Genomic DNA, 16,622 nt, shown 5'->3' with positions numbered 1-16,622 from the left:
CCCGCCCACCCCCGTCGGCCTCGGCCTCAAGACGTGTCTCACCCTGCTGGGCGTCGCCCTCGCGGTGAGAGTCGTGTTGGCGCTCGGCACCGACGTCTACTTCGACACCGCCTACTACTGGCAATGGGCCCAGCGGCTCGACTGGGGCTACTACGACCATCCGCCGCTCATCGCCTGGCTCATCGCCGCGCTCGGCATCCACGGCACCGCGTTCCTCTGCGGCACCGGCACCGTGGTCGCCGTGTGGGGACTGGCCCGGGACGTGTACCAGAGCCGTGAAGCCGCCTGGCGCGCGGCGGCCCTGTGGAGCGTGGTGCCCGGAGGCATGGTGGCCGGCGTCTGGGCCACACCGGACACCGCCCTGCTGCTGCTCTGGACGCTCGCGCTGTGGGCGCTGTGGCGCGAGCGCTGGCTCTGGGCGGGGCTCGCCTCGGGCCTCGCGGTGCTGGCCAAGTTCCCCGCGGTGCTGCTGGGCGTGGCCTTCCTCGTCACCGCGCTGAAGCACCGACGCCTGCCCCGAGGCGCCTGGGGCACCGGCGCGCTGGCCGCGCTGTTCCTCGTGCCGGTGTTGCTGTGGAACGCACGGCACGACTGGGTGGGCATCGCCTTCCAGCTCCGACATGGCCTGGAGGGACAGGGCGGGTGGAAGACGCTGGGCGAGTTCCTCGGAGGCCAGTTCGCCTTCGGCGGTCCCGTCATCTTCCCGCTCGCGCTGGTGTACGCGCTGCGAGGGCCTCGCGAGCAGTTCCTGCTGCGCATGGCGGCCCTGGTGCCCCTGTTGTTCTTCGGCTACGCGGCGTCGCGCGCGCGAGGCGAGGTCAACTGGACGACCATGGCCTACCTCTCCGTGTGCGTGGGCGTCGCGGGCATGCGGCGCCCCTGGCAGCTCGCGGCGGCGTTCTCCGGCCTCGCGGTGGTGCTCGCCGTGACGCTGCACCTGTTCTTCCCCATGCTGCGCTTCAAGCGCGATACGGCCCTGTGGCGCACGCACGGCTGGGAGGTGCTGCGCGCGCTGTCCGCACCCGAGAAGCTCTTCCCCGAAATGAAGCCAGGCGACGTCGTCGCCGTGTACGCCGGCAACTACCAGCTCGCGTCAATGATTGCCCACTACTCGGGCATCCCCGTGGGGACCGCGGGCCTGGTGCGCTTCAGCCAGTACGACGTGTGGCCCGAACCTCTCGTCCCTCCGGGAAAAGATGTGCTCTGGGTGGAAGAGGATGGGCCCCTCCCGCCGCCCGCGTTGACCAGTCATTACGAGTCAATGGAAGACCCAGCCGAGCTGGTTGGAACTTTCCAGGGCCGCCGTCTGCATTTCTTTCGGGTGTGGTGGGTGCGGGGCAAGAAGCCCTGACCCTCCCCGGAGGGCATGACAACTTCCAATCGCAGTCATCGATAACCAGGGAAACCGTCTTTACTCATTAAGCGGGGTCCCCCTCATGTCGACTGTGTCCAGTGCGGGTTCGCGCCGAGTCGCCACCGCCACCACCGCCGCGGCAGCCACGCCTCCCACCGTGCGTCAGGGCTCCAAGGGCGCGACGGTGACAACGCTTCAGAAGAAGCTGGCCGCCGCGGGCTTCAACCCGGGCCCCATCGACGGGGACTTCGGGCCGAAGACGCGCGCCGCGGTGCTTTCCTTCCAGAAGGCGAAGGGCCTGAAGCAGGACGGAATCGTCGGCCCGAAGACCTGGGGCGCGCTGAACGCGGGGGGCGTGAAGCCTCCACCCAAGCCGCAGCCAGGGACGAAGGGCACCGCGGAGGCGTTCGTCCAGAAGGCGCTCGCGCAGAAGGGAGACCGGTATGTCTTCGGCGCGGAGACAAACCTGAACGACCCCAACCCGTCCAAGTTCGACTGCTCGGAGCTGGTGCAGTGGGCCGCGCACCAGGCGGGCGTCTCCGTCCCCGACGGCACGATGAACCAGGTGCCGTACTTCAAGCAGAAGGGCACCACCATCTCCGTCGACGAGGCCCTGCGCACGCGCGGCGCGCTGCTGTACCGGCCCGGCCACGTGGCCATCAGCCTGGGCGACGGGCGCACTATTGAAGCGCGAGGCTCCGCGTACGGCGTGGGCATCTTCAACGCCAATGGCCGAGGCTGGACGTCCGGCGCGCTCATCCCCGGCCTCAAGTACGGGTGAGCCGGGGACGACGGGTGTAGAGTGCGGCCACCGGCGCTCCCATGGCGCCGGAAGTGCTCCGCATGGACCTCGCCCTCTTCCTCGTCGGTCTCGTCAAAGTCGTACTGGGCGGCCTCGTCGCCGCGCTGGGCATCTGGCTCGCGCTGCGCGGCCTGAGCCGCATCCTCGGCACCAATCCGGTGGAGGAGCTGCGCCAGGGCAACACCGCCGCCGGCATCGTCCACGCCACCAGCCTCGTGTCGCTGGGCATGCTCGTGCAACACGCGGTGCAGGCCACCTCGGACGCGGTGGACCTCACCGTGCGCACCCAGCCCTTCCATCCGATGATGGCGGGCAAGCTGCTCGCGGTGGCCGCGTTGCACGTGGGCCTGTCGCTGGGAGTCGGCGTCGCGGTGCTCGCGCTGGGCATCCTCCTGTTTGACAGGATGACACCCGGCATCGATGAGCTGGCGGAGGTGCGCAAGGGCAACATCGCCGCCGCGCTCATCCTCTCCGCCATCCTCCTCGTCCTCGCGCTGCTGACGGCGCCAGGGCTCCAGGCGGCCCTCAACGGGCTCATCCCCTTCCCCCAGCTTCCCGAGGGGACGATGGTCGCTCCCGGATAGCGGGAGGGCGTTCGTCGAGCCCATGTCCACCAGCTCCGGCATGAAGATGGCCTTCAAGCTGCTCCTCGCCCTGCTCGGCGTGGGGAGCTGCCTGTGCTGCTGTGGCCTGGGGATGATGGGCCAATTGGCGGACATGAACGTGCGCTCGAACGTGCCTGTCCCGCCCGTGGGCGAGGGCGCGGTGGAGCTGGGCACCGTGCTGATTCCCGCCGACACGTCGCTGTCGCGCGCGCGCACGTATGACTGGAACGCGGAGAGCATCCATCCCCCGGGGAACCGGCTGACGTACGGCCTGGGCGACACGCTGGACGCGTGGCTGGAGGACCAGCACAAGGTCTTCGGGCGCAGGCTTCGCTACCGCTCCCTCGGCGGTGAGCGCTTCACGTATCAGCCTCCGCGCGGCTGCTCGGCCGACATGCGGTGCATCTACGAGGAGCTGATCCGCAGCAACGAGGGGCCGGTGAAGGCGCTGGGCGAGCGCTTCGTTGCGTCCGTGCGCGAGCGGAACCTGGACTCCGCGCAGGCCGCGCAGCTCATCCTCAACTTCGTGCAGCGCATCCAGTACGAGCTGCCCCTGGACGAGCCCTTCGGCATCATCCCCCCCGCGCTGGTGCCCGCGCGCAACAAGGGCGACTGCGACTCCAAGGCAGTGCTCGCGGTGATGCTGCTGCGGCAGGTGGGCATCGACGCGGTGATTCTCTACTCGGACCCGCTGGCCCACGCGGCGGTGGGCGTGGGCCTGCCGGGCACGGGCACCCGCATGCGTCACGGTGGGCGCACCTACCAGTACGCGGAAGTCACGGCCGAGGGCTGGCCGGTGGGCATGATTCCGCCCAAGTACGACAAGCCCCGGCTGTGGCGGGTGATGGCGCTGGAGTCCAGCACCTCCGGCTAGCGCGCCTCTACGGCGGACGCGGCGAGCACCTCGCGCAGATACCGCTCGTACGCCTCCTTCATCGGAAGCTCCGAGTCCACCCCGAGCCGGCGGCGCGTCGTCAGGTGGCGTGAGCCATCGCGAGGGTCCACGCCTTCCTTCGTGTAGTGCTCCCAGCGGATGGCCGAGCCCCGGCGCTGCCAGAGCGCCAGCTCGTTGAAGTTGATGCCCCGCTGGAAGAGCAGCTCGTGCTTGAAGGACACCGGACGCCCGTCCAGCTCGCGCGTGGCCTGCGCCGCGCTCAGCCCCTCCTTGCGCAGCGTCCAGTAACACCAGCCGTGCAGCGAGCACCGCGTGCCGTCCGCCTGGCGCCACGCGAAGTAGTCCAGCACCGAGCGCTCATCCGCGCCCAGCCACACGCGCCCGTCGAACACGGCCGGAACGCCCAGCGCGTGCGTGAAGGTGGCACTCGCGAGGCCCGCGGACAGCGACACCAGCTTCTCCACCTCGCGGTCGTACAGCGACCAGTCCGGCCGGAAGAGCACGGAGATTTCGTCGCTCTGCGTGTACGCGTACGCGCCCTGGAACTCCTCCAGCAACGCGCTGGCCGTGCGGACCATCAGCCGGTGGAAGAGCGGGTCGAAGGGCTTCTCGAAGCGCTCCTGCGTGAAGCGGGAGAAACCACGCCCATCCACGCGCACCACCGCCCACGCTCCAGGCAGGAGGCGCAAGTCGTGGAACATCTCGCCTCGTCGCATCCTCTGGGCCAACTCATCCGGGTCCCACATCTCGCTCCTCCTTCCAGTCCTCGACGATGAAGCCGCCGTCGGCGGCCCACTTCACGTGGGACAGCGAATCGAAACCTTCCTCGATGCTTGGCCGCCGCAGGCACTTCACCGTGGCGTACAGCGCCACCTCCGGCACCCTGGCACGGCCCTCTCGCTTCGCGTTCCGTGCCAGGCAGTCCGCGAGCCGCGACTCGAAATAGAAACCGAGAACTCGCGCACCCTGCTCGTGCCCCAGGGCGATGAGCGGCGCGCGCTGCTCCAACGTGGGGTGCGTATTGTCCACCACGACGGAGCGCCCCGCGCTCAGCGCCTCGACGATGAGCCCGCGCTGCCGGGCCTCCTTGCGCCGCGCATGCGGCCACAGGTCCTTGCTCACCAGCACGTGCGTGTCCGCGAAGCGGCGCTGGAAGAAGCGGCTCTTGCCGGAGGCCTGTAACCCGATGAAGAGGATGAGTTCCATGATGGAGCCCCTCCCGACGCGACGCCCGAGCCTCGGCTGACGCTCGGCACGAGCGCTCCGGTGAGGGCGACCTCAGAGAGCACGGCACCTCTAGCGCGCACGTCTACCCGACGCTCCGCGCGCTGTGTGGCTTTGCACAGCCCACACGCCCGCCACCCCGATTGTGTTGATTCGGCGCGATTATCCGGATTAACAATTAAGTCTCGAATTACACAAATTCAAGAGCTGTCGTAATCCGCCGCTCGGACTGGAGCAGCAGGCGGCGGGAGCAGCACGAAGCGCAACCCGAACAGGAGACACCGAATGGAAACCCCCTTCTCGTCGTATGCGGGACGCTGGCGTCGGCTCTCTGTCATGGCCCTGGGCTGGGGCCTCCTCGCACCGCTGCCGGTGCTCGCGGCGTCGAAGCAGCCGTCACGCGCGGGAGTCGAGCGCGGCGCGGCGCTTCCCGCGCGCATCGTCGACACGCTGGCCGCGAGCGCGGCGCGGCCCGCCACGGGCCTCGCGGCCTCGGTGAGCGGACGTCACGCGCTCGTCACGGGGACAGGCCGCGTCTTCCACCGCACGGACAACACCATCCATGCGCTGAGGACGCTCGCGGTCCCCAAGACGCAGTTGCAGTTGCACGTCTGGGAGGAGGAAGGCGCGGACGGACAGCGCCAGGACTTCTTCGCCTACAGTCGGGGCGGCACGGAGCTGGTGGGCCGCGCGCAGCCCACCACGTACCAGGTCCGCCTGGAGCATGCGCGCTTCGACCCGCTGCGCGAGGCGGTGCCGCTGGTGGCGGGCCTGCTGGCCGCGGACGCGGAGAACATGCTGTCGCTCGTGCAGCTCCAGGCGACGCCATTGCCGGAGCTGCGTGAGGCCCTGGAGCGAGAGGGCGGCAAGGTGCTGCGCTTCCTCACGGACCACACGTTCCTGGTGGAGATGAGCGCGGACACCCGCAAGCGCGTGACGGAGCTGCCCTTCGTGCGCTGGGTGGGGCCGTACCATCCCGAGTACCGCGTGGAAGGCGTGCTGCGCGATGCCCTGACGGGGCGCGCGGCGCGACTGGAGCCGCAGCGCTACTCCATCATGGTGGGTGAGCGCGGCGCGATGCGGCAGGGAGAAGTCGCGGAAGCGGTGCGCAAGCTGGGCGGCACGGTGGAGCTCATCGAGGCGGGAGGCCTGCGCCTGGAGGCCACGCTCACCCAACCCCAGCTCGAGCGGCTGGTGCGCTCCAATGCGGTGCAATACATCGACCGCTGGGGTGGGCCGGGTGAAGTGGACATGAACAACGTGCGCGAGGTGGGCGGCGCCAACCACATCGAGAAGTACGAGGCCTGGACGGGCCAGGGCGTGCGCGGGGAAATCTTCGACACCGAGCTGCGCACGACCCACCAGGAGTGGGCCACTCCCCCCCTCATCCACAGCACGTCCAGCGCCGGCAGCGCGCACGGGACAAGCTGCTACAGCATCAACTTCGCCAGGGGCGTGGACCTCAACGCGCGTGGCCTGTTGCCCGACGGCCAGGGCATCTTCTTCCTCTACAGCCAGTCCAGTCAGTTCGGCGGCCCCAAGTCCCGCTACGACATCAACCGCGAGCTGACGGACCCGGCGGGCCCGTACCGCGCCGTGTTCCAGACGTCGAGCGTGGGCAGCACGCTGGGCACCGCGTACACCACCATCTCCGCCGAGGTGGACGACTACCTGTTCAAGCACCCCATCCTGAGCACGCAGTCGCAGAGCAACTCCGGCACGCGCAACTCGCGGCCCCAGGCGTGGGCGAAGAACATCGTCTCCGTGGGTGGCTTCTACCACTACGACAACGCCACCCCCGGGGATGACCGGTGGAACGGTGGCGCCAGCATCGGCCCCGCGGCCGACGGCCGCATCAAGCCGGACCTCTCGTTCTTCTATGACGCGGTCCGCTCGGCCAACAACTCGAGCAACACGTCGTACTACAACTTCAGCGGCACCAGCGCGGCCACCCCGCAGACGGCGGGCCACTTCGGCCTCATGTTCCAGATGTGGCACGAGGGCGTGTGGGCCGGCTTCGGTGGCGGGACGGATGTCTTCGACAGCCGCCCGAAGATGGCCACCGCCAAGGCGCTGATGATCAACCTGGCGTCCCGCTACGAGTGGCTCCTGGGTGGCAACAACGGCGACCTGACGCGCGTGCGCCAGGGTTGGGGCCATGCGGACCTGGAGCGCCTGTACACGCGCGCCGCGCAGACGAGCATCATCAACGAGACGGACAACCTCCTGCCCCTGGGCATCAACACCTATTCGGTCGCCGTGCCCCAGGGTGAGAAGGAGTTCAACGTCACCCTCGTCTACACGGACCCGGCGGGCACCGTGGGCGCCGCGCAGGCACGGATCAATGACCTGTCGGTGCGCGTGACGTCGCCGTCGGGCGTCATCTACTGGGGCAACAACGGGCTGTCCGCGGGCAACGTCTCCACGCCCGGCGGTGTGTCCAACACGGTGGACACCGTGGAGAACGTCTTCGTCCGTGAGCCCGAGGCGGGCAAGTGGACGGTGGAAGTGCTGGGCGACCAGATTGTCCAGGACACGAACCTGTCGACGCGCGCCATCGACGCCTTGTACGCGCTCGTGGTGAGCGGCGGCCTCATCCAGCCGTAGTCGTCCCCCGACGTCGGGTGGGCCGGTGTTCCCTCGCGGGGCACCGGCCCGCCCACCGCGCGACACGGCGCCATCCGAGACACTGGCCGTCGTCGCGCCCGGGTGGCATGACAGGGCCCCATGGCCCGTGACGTCTCCTTCTTCGACCAGCTCGGCTCACTGCTCGCCCGCGAGCGCGAGGCCGAGAAAGCCCGCCTGGCCACCCTCGCCGAGGGCCTGTCCCTCCATGAGCGCGAGGAGCAGGGCCTGTCCGTCCTGGACCTGGAGACCGTCGAGGAGGAGGTCGGCCTGGGTGGCCGCGTCCTGCTCACGCTGGCCCGGGCCGACCGCGCGCGCCTGCCCTCCCGGCTCCACAACGGCGACCTCGTGGCCGTGTTCCCCCGCCGAGCCGAGGTGAGCGAGCCCGCGAAGGCCCTCATCTCACGCGCCAGCGCCACGCGCCTCCAGCTCGCCTTCGACCGCTCGCCTCCGCCGTATGTCCACGAGGGCCTGCTGCGGCTGGACGTCGTCCCCAACGACATCACCTACGAGCGGATGCGCAACGGCCTCCAGCGCGTGAGGGCGATGGACAAGGGCCTGGAGCGCCGCAAGCGCGAGGTCCTCCTGGGCAACGAGCCCCCGCGCAGCGACACGCCCCGCCCCTTCGAGGCCGGCCGGCCCCTCAACCCGGAGCAGCTGGACGCGGTGGGCCGCGCGCTCGCCGCCGAGGACTTCTTCCTGGTTCACGGCCCGCCGGGCACCGGCAAGTCCACCGTGCTGGCGGAGGTCGCCGCGCAAGCCGTGGCCCGAGGCCAGCGCCTCTTGTGCACCGCCGCCAGCAACGCCGCCGTGGACCACCTCTTGGACCTGTGCCTGGCCCAGGGCCTGCGAGCGATTCGCGTGGGCCACCCCGCCCGCGTCGCCGCCCGGCTCCAGGAACACACGCTGGACATCGTCGTGGAGGAGCACCCGGACCGCATCATCTCCAGGGACCTCTTCGACGAGGCGTTCTCCCTGCTGGGCTACGCGCGGCGCCAGCGCACCCAGGGCCGCAGCCGCGAGCGCTTCTCCAACGCGCGCTCGTCCACGACGGAGGCCAAGGCGATGCTCGACGAGGCCCGCGCGCTGGAGCGCAAGGCGGTGCGCTCCGTGCTGGCCAACGCGGACGTCGTCTGCGTCACGCTCGCGAGCCTCGAGTCGAGCGTGCTCTCCGGCGAGAAGTTCGACCTGGCGCTGCTCGACGAGGCCACCCAGGCCACCGAGCCGCTCGCGCTCCTGGGCTTCCTGCGCGCGCCCATCGTCATCCTCGCCGGAGACCCGCAGCAGCTGCCCCCCACCGTGCTCTCCCAGGAGGCCGCCCGCGCGGGCCTCGCGGTGAGCCTCTTCGAGCGGCTGCTCGCGGACCACGGCGACGGCGTCAAGCGCATGCTCCGCGAGCAGTACCGGATGAACACGTGCATCATGGACTTCCCCTCCCGCGAGATGTACGGCGGCGAGCTGCGCGCCCACCCGTCCGTCGCGGACCGCACGCTCGCGGACGTCCTGCCTCCCGACACGCAACTGGACGCCCCGCCCGTCCTCTTCCTCGACACCGCGGGCAAGGGCTTCGATGAAGAGGTGGAGCCCACCACCCGCAGCCTCTTCAACACCGGCGAGGCGGACCTGGTGGAGGCTCGCGCCCGCGCGCTGCTCGCGGCCGGCCTGTCCCAACGGGAGCTCGCGGTGATTACCCCCTACAGCGCCCAGGCCCACCGCCTGCGCGAGCGCCTGGAGTCCTTCGCCCCCGACGTCGAGGTGGACACAGTGGACGCCTTCCAGGGCCGGGAGAAGGACGCCATCCTCGTCTCCCTCACCCGCTCCAACAGCGAGGGACAGGTCGGCTTCCTCAACGACTTGCGCCGGATGAACGTCGCCCTCACCCGCGCCCGCCGACACCTCTTCGTCGTGGGCGACTCCGCCACCCTCAGCGCGCATCCCTTCTACGCACGCTTTATCGAAGGGACTCAAACGACCGAGGGCTACCGCTCCGCCTGGGAGTGGCCGGACGCCCTCTGAAACATCCAATCCCTCTCAGTGATACAGGTCTTGCCTGACCCAGCCCTGGGGTACTACGCAAGGACTGTCAGGGTCATGATCCAAAATTTGTCGCCTGGGCGAACCAAATTTGTCACCTGACCCTCTCCATGCGGGGTGCAGTGCCCGGATATCGAGCATTTGGCTCCAAACCCGCTGTCGGGCACGAGACGTGCTTGTGCCCCAGGGTGGGGAGGAACCGCCACATGTCTCAGCGGCCGAATGTCACGAAGGAAAACGACGTCTGGGTACTCCGTATCGAGAAGGAGAACGGGAGGGTCCAGGAGTATCGCTGTGCGACGGAGAATCAGGCGCGGCAGCTCGCGCTGGTGATGTCCAAGCCCGATACCGGGGCGCCGCCACGGCCTCCCTCGCCGCCGCGCTAGAGACAGGACACGCGCTGGGGTAAGCCACGGGGAGGAGCCGCCCGTGTCCACCTCGCTCGAATCCCGCTTCGTCGACGCCCAGGGTCTGCGCCTTCACGTGCGCTGGCGCCCGGGCGCCGACACCGCGCCCGCCGTGCTGTTCCTCCACGGCTGGCTGGACCACTCCCACAGCTTCGATGGCGTCATCGAGCACGTGCCCGCCCATTGGCGACTGGCACTGCTCGACTTCCGGGGCATGGGACAGAGCGCGCACGCGCCGCCCGAGGCCCACTACCAGTCCGGTGACCACCTCCTGGACATGGAGGCCGCACTGGATGGGCTGGGGCTGGGCAAGGCGCACCTGGTGGGCCACTCGCTGGGCGGCATCATCGCGCTGACGTACGCGGCCGTGCGGCCGGAGCGGGTGCTCGGCCTGTCGCTCATCGAAAGCATGGGCCCCACCGGCGGCCCGCCCGAAGTCGCGGTGGAGCGGCTGCGAGGTTTCCTGAATGACTCGCGCCGGCCCCCGAATCGCAAGCGCTACCCGGATGTGGCGTCCGCGGCTGCTCGCCTGCGCGAGAACAACCCTTCCTTGCCGGAGGCCGCCGCCTTGCATCTGGCCGAGCACGGCACCGAGCCGTACGAAGGGGGGGTGGCCTTCACGTTCGATTCACGACACCGTCGCCGCTTCGCGCAAGGGTACGACGAAGCACAGTGGCTCGCGCTCCAGGCCGCGCTCACCTGCCCGGTGCAGCTCATCCGGGGCCAGGAGGGCCTGTGGCCCGACGCTCCGAAGTTGGATCGCCGGGTTCTGGCCCTGCGCACCCTCGTGGCGCCCCCTCAAATGATTCCGGGGGGACATCACGTGCATATGGAGCAGCCCGCCGAAGTCGCCCGCGCACTGGCCGACTTCATCCGCTGAAGAGGCCCGCACCGGTCAGAACCCCTGGAAAACTCTTTCACCTTCCAGGGTAACTCCGTTCCCTTCGCGGCCCCCGCCGGCGACTGCGCATCTCAACCCCTTGAATTCAGGACACCACCCTAGGTCCCACGGGTTGGTATGCGAATTGGAGAGGGGGAAGTCGGCGGATCACGCACCGGACCCAGACGGGTGCGTGTGGGGAGAAGGGTGAGGAGCGGACAATGGGGATGGGGTTGAGGGGGCGAGTCCTCGCATTGGCGGTGCTCGTCGCCACCGGACTGGTCGGCTGCCACGAGGGTGATGAGACCCGCGCGGTGCATGCGACAGCGGTGGTGGACATGGACGTGCTCGACTTCGGGGAGGTGCCGGTGGGCGAGTGGCGGGAGCGCGAGGTGCGCATCCGCAATGTCGGCTATGTGCCCTTCTTCGCCATCGAGGCACTGGCCATTGTCGGCAACCCCTCTTACGAGGTGGAGCTGGCGGAAGGTGGCGGCCGGGTGATGCCGGGCGAATCCCATCTGGTGCGCGTGCGCTTCCATCCGCTCGGCGAGGGCGTGACGGAAGAGACGGTGTACGTCTCCACCGACGCCAACCAGGGCGCGCAGGCGCAGGTGCGCGTCACGGGCCTGGGCACGCCCACGCAGATTGTCATCGACCCGCCGGTGCTCGACTACGAGACGCTGGAGGTGGACAGCGAGCGCAACCTGGAGGTCACCATCACCAACCCGGTGGACCTGCCGCTGACGCTGGCGGTGCGCGGCGACTGGCCGGACCCCTTCACGCCGGACACCATCACCATTCCGCCCCTGTCCTCGCGCAAGGTGAGCACGCAGTACCTGCCGCGTGCGCTGGGCGCCATGGACGCGCGGCTGGAGGTGCGCTCGTGCGAGACGTGTACCGCGTCGGTGGTGGACCTCAAGGGCCACTCGGTGGCCACGGCCTTCGTGTTCGACCCGGCGCCGGTGCCGTTCGACCTGATTCCGGTGCATGAGCGCACGCAGTCCTTCACGCGGGCGCGCAACATCACCTGGCGGCCAGTGACCATCGCCCAGCTCGTCACCAGCGACCACGCCTTCGTGCCGCTCTCCAAGCCGGAGGGCTCCACGGTGGCGCCGGGCGAGGTGGTGGAGCTGAAGATGGAGTTCGCCGCGCGCTTCTCCGGCCCCAACGTGGGCGACCTCAAGGTGCACTACGCCTCCGACAAGCCTCGGCGGTCGGAGGTCATCCTGGATGCGCGAGGCGGCCGTCCCACCCTGGCGGTGACGCCGGTGGCGCTGGACTTCGGAGAGCTGCCGGTGGGCGGCAAGGTGGAGCGGGTCATCCGCATCTCCAACGCGGGCACCAACGGCTCGCTGCGCTTCGTGGGCGTGACGGCGGATGGCGCCAGCACCCAGTTCAGCGTGGACGTGCCCACGCGCGGCACGCAGCGCTATCCGTGGACGGCGGGCGCGTGGCCCGCGTTCGAATCCGGCGGTCTGGAAATCGCGCCGGGCAACGACGCGCTGGAGCTGAAGGTCTACTTCGAGCCGACGTCGGAAGGCAGCTTCCAGGCGCGGCTGCGCGTGCGCTCCGACGACGTGTTCAACCCGGAGCGCGAGGTCATCCTGACGGGTCGGGCACGCACCAGCGGACCGTGCGTGTACGAGCTGCTGCCCCAGCCGGTGATGGACTTCGGCAACGTGGTGCCGGGCCGAGGCGCGGTGCTGGGCTTCTACTTCCGCAACCCGGGCCGCGCGGAGTGCGCGGTGAAGGACGTGCACCTCTCCAACGACGCGAATGGCGCCTTCTTCATGCCGGGCGGCAAGCTCACCGGTGGCGTCGTGCTCTACGACACGGCCTTCAGCGCCATGGTGGCCTTCCGGCCCTCGGCCGAGGGTGAGTACACGGGCGAACTGAAGCTGACGGTGAACAACCCGGCGGCGCCCACCGTGACGCTGCCCCTCAAGGGCGTGTCGAAGGCGAGCTGCCTCGTCGCCACGCCCGCCTACGTGGACTTCGGCCCCATCCGCTACGACTGCGCCGCGGCGCCGCGCAAGACGTACATCGCCAACCGGTGCAGCGAGCCCATCACCGTCACGGGCGCCGACATCGGCAATGGCACCAGCACCCAGTTCTCCCTGCTGACGCCCATCACCCAGCCGCGCACGCTGCTGGCGGGCGAGGGTTTCGAGCTGGAGGTGGACTACGCGCGCAACGTGCTGGGTCAGCACTACACGCCCATGTACCTGCGCGCCGCGAACGAAGCCGCGCCCTTCCTGGTGCCGCTGATTGGCGAGACGAACCACGAGGGCATCCAGGTGGACCGCTACACGCAGGGCACCGACAGCCAGCTCGACGTGCTCTTCGTGGTCTCCAACACGACGACCATGGACCCGTACCAGGAGCGCCTGAAGTCGGCGATTCCCGGCTGGCTGGACTACGCGCGGCAGCAGAACGTGGACGTGCGCGTGGGTGTCACCAGCACGGGCCTCGTGCAGCGCGGGCCCCAGTGTGGGGGTGGCGCCAACGGCGGCGAGGCGGGCCGGTTGTTCCCGGTGGACGGCAACCGCGCGCGGGTGCTCTCCAGCAACAGCCCCAACGCGGCGGCGGGGCTCCAGTCCAACATCGACGTGGGCCTGTGCCACAACCTGGTGCAGGGCCTGGAGACGATGCGCCAGGCGCTCTCCGCGCCCCTGTCCGAGCAGACGGACGACCCGCGCACCGCGCAGCCCAACGACGGCAACTGGGGCTTCACGCGGCCAGCGGCGAGAATGGCGGTGGTGGTGCTGGCGGACGAGGACGACAACTCGGGCTTCGTGCCGGACAGCTACATCCAGTTCCTCCAGACGTTGAAGGGCACGGGCATGTCACACCGCAGCCAGCTCTACGCGCTGGTGCCCACCGACAGTCGCTGCACCACGGCGGGCAGTGACGCGGACCGCTTCGTGGCGGTGGCGCGTGGCACGGGCGGCCGGGCGGAGTCCATCTGCGAGGGCGACTACCGGCCCCTGCTGGACTCGGTCATCCAGCGCGCGGGGGACCTGCAGGCGGACTTCCCGCTGACGGCGGAGCCCGCGGGCGCCGCGGAGATGACGGTGCGCGTGCAGGGCCAGTCGGTGCCGGAGGCCCAGTGGTCGTATGACGAGGATGCGAACGCCATCGTCTTCGGAGGCGCGGCGGTGCCGAGGCCCGGACAGACGGTGGAGGTGCGCTACCGCAGCGTGTGCAAGGTACCGCCCGCCGCTCCCTGAGGTATGGCGCCCCGCATCCGTCTGGATGCGGGGCGCTGTCGTCGCGGGGAAATGACGCGGCGCGGGCTTCCGCACGTGGCCCCGGCACGGCTATCCTGGCGCGGACGTGGAGACATTCGGCCGCTACGAGCTGTTGCGGAAAATCGCCATCGGCGGGATGGGCGCCGTCTATCTCGCGCGGCAGAAGGGGCCGGTGGGCTTCCAGAAGCTGCTGGTGGTGAAGCGGCTGTTGCCCCACCTGTCCGAGGACGACGAGTTCATCGAGATGTTCCTCGACGAGGGGCGCATCGCCGCGCACCTCAACCACCCGAACATCGCCCAGATTTACGACTTGGGTGACGTGGACGGGCAGTACTTCATCGCCATGGAGTACGTGCATGGCGAAGCGGTGGGGCCCCTGGGACTCAGGGCCCAGCAGCGCAAGCTGTCGATTCCGCTGGCGCTCAAGTGCCGCATCATCGCGGACGCGGCGGCGGGGTTGGATGCGGCGCACAACGCGCGCAGCCCGTCGGGCCGCAAGCTGGCGTTGATCCACCGGGACGTGTCTCCGCAGAACGTGCTCGTCGGCTACAACGGCGGCGTCAAGATCATCGACTTCGGGGTGGCGAAGGCGTCCGGGAAGTTCTCCCAGACGGTGGTCGGCACCATCAAGGGCAAGCACGCGTACATGTCCCCGGAGCAGGCGCGGGGCGAGCCGCTGGACCATCGCTCCGACATCTTCGGGCTGGGGACGGTGTTCTACGAGCTGTTGACGCACCAGCGGCTGTTCAAGCGCGACACGGAGATCGCCACACTCAAGGCGGTGGTGGGGACGAAGATTGTTCCCCCGTCGGAGCTGTCGTCGGACATCCCCAAGGAGCTGGACGCGATTGTGCTCAAGGCGCTGGCGCGCAAGCGCGACGAGCGCTTCGCGTCGGCCGGCGAGGTCCAGCTCGCGTTGGATGAGTTCCTCGTGCAGCACAAGCTGCACGCGACGCCGGCGCACCTCGCGGCCTTCATGCAGGACACGTATTCGGAGGAGCTGGAGGAGGAGCGGCTCGCCGCCGAGCCCACCGTCATCCACTACGACCCGCGCATCGCCGCACGCCAGCAGGCCGCGGCAGCGGCAGCGGCGGCGGGTGACACGGGCAACCATGCGCAGAAGGCCGCGCCGCGTGCGGCGCAAGTGCCTCCGCGCAAGCCGGGGAGCTCATCGCCCTCCGCGCCGGCCTTGCCGTCGAAGCCTCAGGGGAGCGTGTCCTCGTCGTCGACCTCGCCCATGGGGCCTCGACGCGCGGGGGCGGTTTCCTCGACGACCGCCGCGCCTGTTCCGCGAAGCCAGGGCACCAGTGGCGGCTCGCCGGCTCCGGTTGCTCCGGCCAGGGGCGGCACGGGCTCCGGCAAGGCGCCCTCGCCTCCTCCCGGCCGAACGGGTTCCGCGCCCAAGCGCGTGCCGACCCGCCCAGGCCCTCAGGGTGAGCCCGAAGACTCGTAGCCAGGTGCGGGTGAGTCCGGGCCCGGGTTGAACGCCGGCCCCGTCTGAGACACCCACTTGCCCGGGACACGGGAAGCCCGTGCCCGAGGGTTCCACTCACCCGCTCAGCGGTTCTTGCCGTCGAACTGCATCGTCTTCACGTCGCCCAGGTCGACGCCGTCCAGGCAACGCACGTTGATGGCCGCCATCTCCGAGCCGTCCGGGCCCACGCCACGCGCGAAGGAGCGCACGCCACACTTCGAGCAGAAGACGTGGTGGATGACCTTCTTGTTGAACTGGTAGTCCGTGAGGGCTGCATCCCCGGAGCGCAGCGTGAACTGCGCAATCGGGGTGAAGCTCAGCATGGAGCCCGTCTTCTGACAGATGGAACAGTTACACGTCACCGCGGGCTGGGAGAGGTCCAGCTTCACCTCGTACCGAACCTGCCCACAGTGACAGCCGCCTTCGTAGCTCTTGAGGTCGCTCATGCGCGGCATCCTGCACCGCCTCCCCGGAGCCACCCACGCGAAATCGCGCGCCGCGCCGCGCCAAACGCGAGCCGCGAAACGACACCGTCACGTGCGGTGCGGCCGTCCGTGACACGGCCTGCTACAGGCTCGCGAGCGCCACGCGATACAGCGCGCGGTAGCCCATGCGCGGCGCGGGCTCGAAGCGCTCGGCGTTGAAGATGTCCTTCAACAGCGACACCCCGTCCGGCGAGGACTGCAAGGCCAGGAGCGACGACTCCAGCGCCGTCACCAACTGCGGCTGAAGCCCCATGGCCACCGGCACCCCGTCATTGGGCGCCTCGTCCGTGTAGGCGATGAGCTCGAAGCGGCGCCCCGCGCCCGCCCCCAGCACATCCTCCACGCCCGTGCCGTACGTCAGCCCCGTGGAAGACGGCGGGCAGAAGACGCTCGTCACGTCCGCCTTGCCCTCCAGCACCGACTCCAGCGCGCCCCGGTAGGAGCCCGTGAAGTGCTGCGCGAAGAAGGCCCTCGCGGGCTCCAACCCCTGCGCCTTCAGGTAGGCCGTGGGCAGCAGGTAGCCCGCCACCGAATCCCGGTCCACCCACGCCGCCGTGGTGCCCTTGAGCCGCTCCACCGTCAGCCC

Annotated in this window: 14 protein-coding genes; 10 read left to right on the top strand and 4 right to left on the bottom strand. The window is 69.6% G+C overall.

Annotated features, from left to right (window positions below; genetic code table 11):
• From FJV41_RS38260 to FJV41_RS38245, 4 genes are all read left to right on the top strand, one after another.
• Nucleotides 1-1,351: ArnT family glycosyltransferase (locus FJV41_RS38260; RefSeq protein ID WP_246137679.1), on the top strand; the 1,351-nt coding region annotated here is incomplete at its 5' end.
• A gap of 85 nt (nucleotides 1,352-1,436) precedes the next feature.
• Nucleotides 1,437-2,135, top strand: a complete 699-nt coding sequence (locus tag FJV41_RS54735) for a C40 family peptidase (RefSeq protein ID WP_217442055.1) — start codon at nucleotides 1,437-1,439, stop codon at nucleotides 2,133-2,135.
• Between the two features lie 62 nt (nucleotides 2,136-2,197).
• Nucleotides 2,198-2,740, top strand: coding sequence for a DUF350 domain-containing protein (locus tag FJV41_RS38250; protein ID WP_141647555.1), 543 nt, complete (start codon nucleotides 2,198-2,200; stop codon nucleotides 2,738-2,740).
• A gap of 22 nt (nucleotides 2,741-2,762) precedes the next feature.
• On the top strand, nucleotides 2,763-3,635 hold the full coding sequence (locus FJV41_RS38245; RefSeq protein WP_246137678.1) for a transglutaminase domain-containing protein: 873 nt from the start codon (nucleotides 2,763-2,765) through the stop codon (nucleotides 3,633-3,635).
• On the opposite strand, the gene FJV41_RS38240 is transcribed toward FJV41_RS38245, so the two are convergent.
• Nucleotides 3,632-4,372 carry a tRNA(His) guanylyltransferase Thg1 family protein gene (locus FJV41_RS38240; RefSeq protein ID WP_246137677.1) on the bottom strand — a complete coding sequence of 247 codons (741 nt, stop codon included), beginning with the start codon at nucleotides 4,370-4,372 and terminating at the stop codon, nucleotides 3,632-3,634. The two genes, FJV41_RS38245 and FJV41_RS38240, sit on opposite strands and share 4 nt — an antisense overlap.
• A 13-nt stretch (nucleotides 4,373-4,385) precedes the next feature.
• Complete coding sequence (locus FJV41_RS38235; protein ID WP_141647553.1) at nucleotides 4,386-4,862, bottom strand: ATP-binding protein; 477 nt, start codon at nucleotides 4,860-4,862, stop codon at nucleotides 4,386-4,388.
• 303 nt (nucleotides 4,863-5,165) lie between these two features.
• Between FJV41_RS38235 and FJV41_RS38230 the strand changes: the two genes are divergently transcribed.
• The 6 genes from FJV41_RS38230 (at nucleotide 5,166) to FJV41_RS38205 (ending at nucleotide 15,530) form a co-directional block, all read left to right on the top strand.
• Nucleotides 5,166-7,487: a S8 family serine peptidase gene (locus FJV41_RS38230; protein WP_141647552.1), complete on the top strand. Its 2,322-nt coding sequence runs from the start codon at nucleotides 5,166-5,168 to the stop codon at nucleotides 7,485-7,487.
• A 120-nt stretch (nucleotides 7,488-7,607) separates the two neighbouring features.
• Nucleotides 7,608-9,521 carry an AAA domain-containing protein gene (locus FJV41_RS38225; protein ID WP_141647551.1) on the top strand — a complete coding sequence of 638 codons (1,914 nt, stop codon included), beginning with the start codon at nucleotides 7,608-7,610 and terminating at the stop codon, nucleotides 9,519-9,521.
• 224 nt (nucleotides 9,522-9,745) lie between these two features.
• The gene (locus FJV41_RS38220; RefSeq protein WP_141647550.1) at nucleotides 9,746-9,925 is read left to right on the top strand and encodes a hypothetical protein; all 180 of its coding nucleotides are present in this window, start codon (nucleotides 9,746-9,748) and stop codon (nucleotides 9,923-9,925) included.
• A gap of 43 nt (nucleotides 9,926-9,968) precedes the next feature.
• On the top strand, nucleotides 9,969-10,826 hold the full coding sequence (locus FJV41_RS38215) for an alpha/beta fold hydrolase (protein WP_141647549.1): 858 nt from the start codon (nucleotides 9,969-9,971) through the stop codon (nucleotides 10,824-10,826).
• Nucleotides 10,827-11,047: 221 nt separating this feature from the next.
• The gene (locus FJV41_RS38210) at nucleotides 11,048-14,056 is read left to right on the top strand and encodes a choice-of-anchor D domain-containing protein (RefSeq protein WP_141647548.1); all 3,009 of its coding nucleotides are present in this window, start codon (nucleotides 11,048-11,050) and stop codon (nucleotides 14,054-14,056) included.
• Between the two features lie 106 nt (nucleotides 14,057-14,162).
• A complete protein-coding gene (locus FJV41_RS38205) occupies nucleotides 14,163-15,530 on the top strand; it encodes a serine/threonine protein kinase (RefSeq protein WP_246137676.1) in 1,368 nt (455 codons plus the stop codon).
• Between the two features lie 104 nt (nucleotides 15,531-15,634).
• Here FJV41_RS38205 and FJV41_RS38200 read toward each other — a convergent pair whose 3' ends face one another.
• Both FJV41_RS38200 and FJV41_RS38195 read right to left on the bottom strand, forming a co-directional pair.
• On the bottom strand, nucleotides 15,635-15,997 hold the full coding sequence (locus tag FJV41_RS38200) for a GFA family protein (RefSeq protein WP_141647547.1): 363 nt from the start codon (nucleotides 15,995-15,997) through the stop codon (nucleotides 15,635-15,637).
• 121 nt (nucleotides 15,998-16,118) lie between these two features.
• A partial coding sequence (locus tag FJV41_RS38195) for a phosphate/phosphite/phosphonate ABC transporter substrate-binding protein (RefSeq protein WP_141647546.1) occupies nucleotides 16,119-16,622 on the bottom strand: 504 nt, incomplete at its 5' end.

The sequence above is a fragment of the Myxococcus llanfairpwllgwyngyllgogerychwyrndrobwllllantysiliogogogochensis genome (assembly GCF_006636215.1).
Taxonomy (GTDB): domain Bacteria; phylum Myxococcota; class Myxococcia; order Myxococcales; family Myxococcaceae; genus Myxococcus; species Myxococcus llanfairpwllgwyngyllgogerychwyrndrobwllllantysiliogogogochensis.
This window is presented reverse-complemented; position numbering and strand designations above follow the sequence as displayed.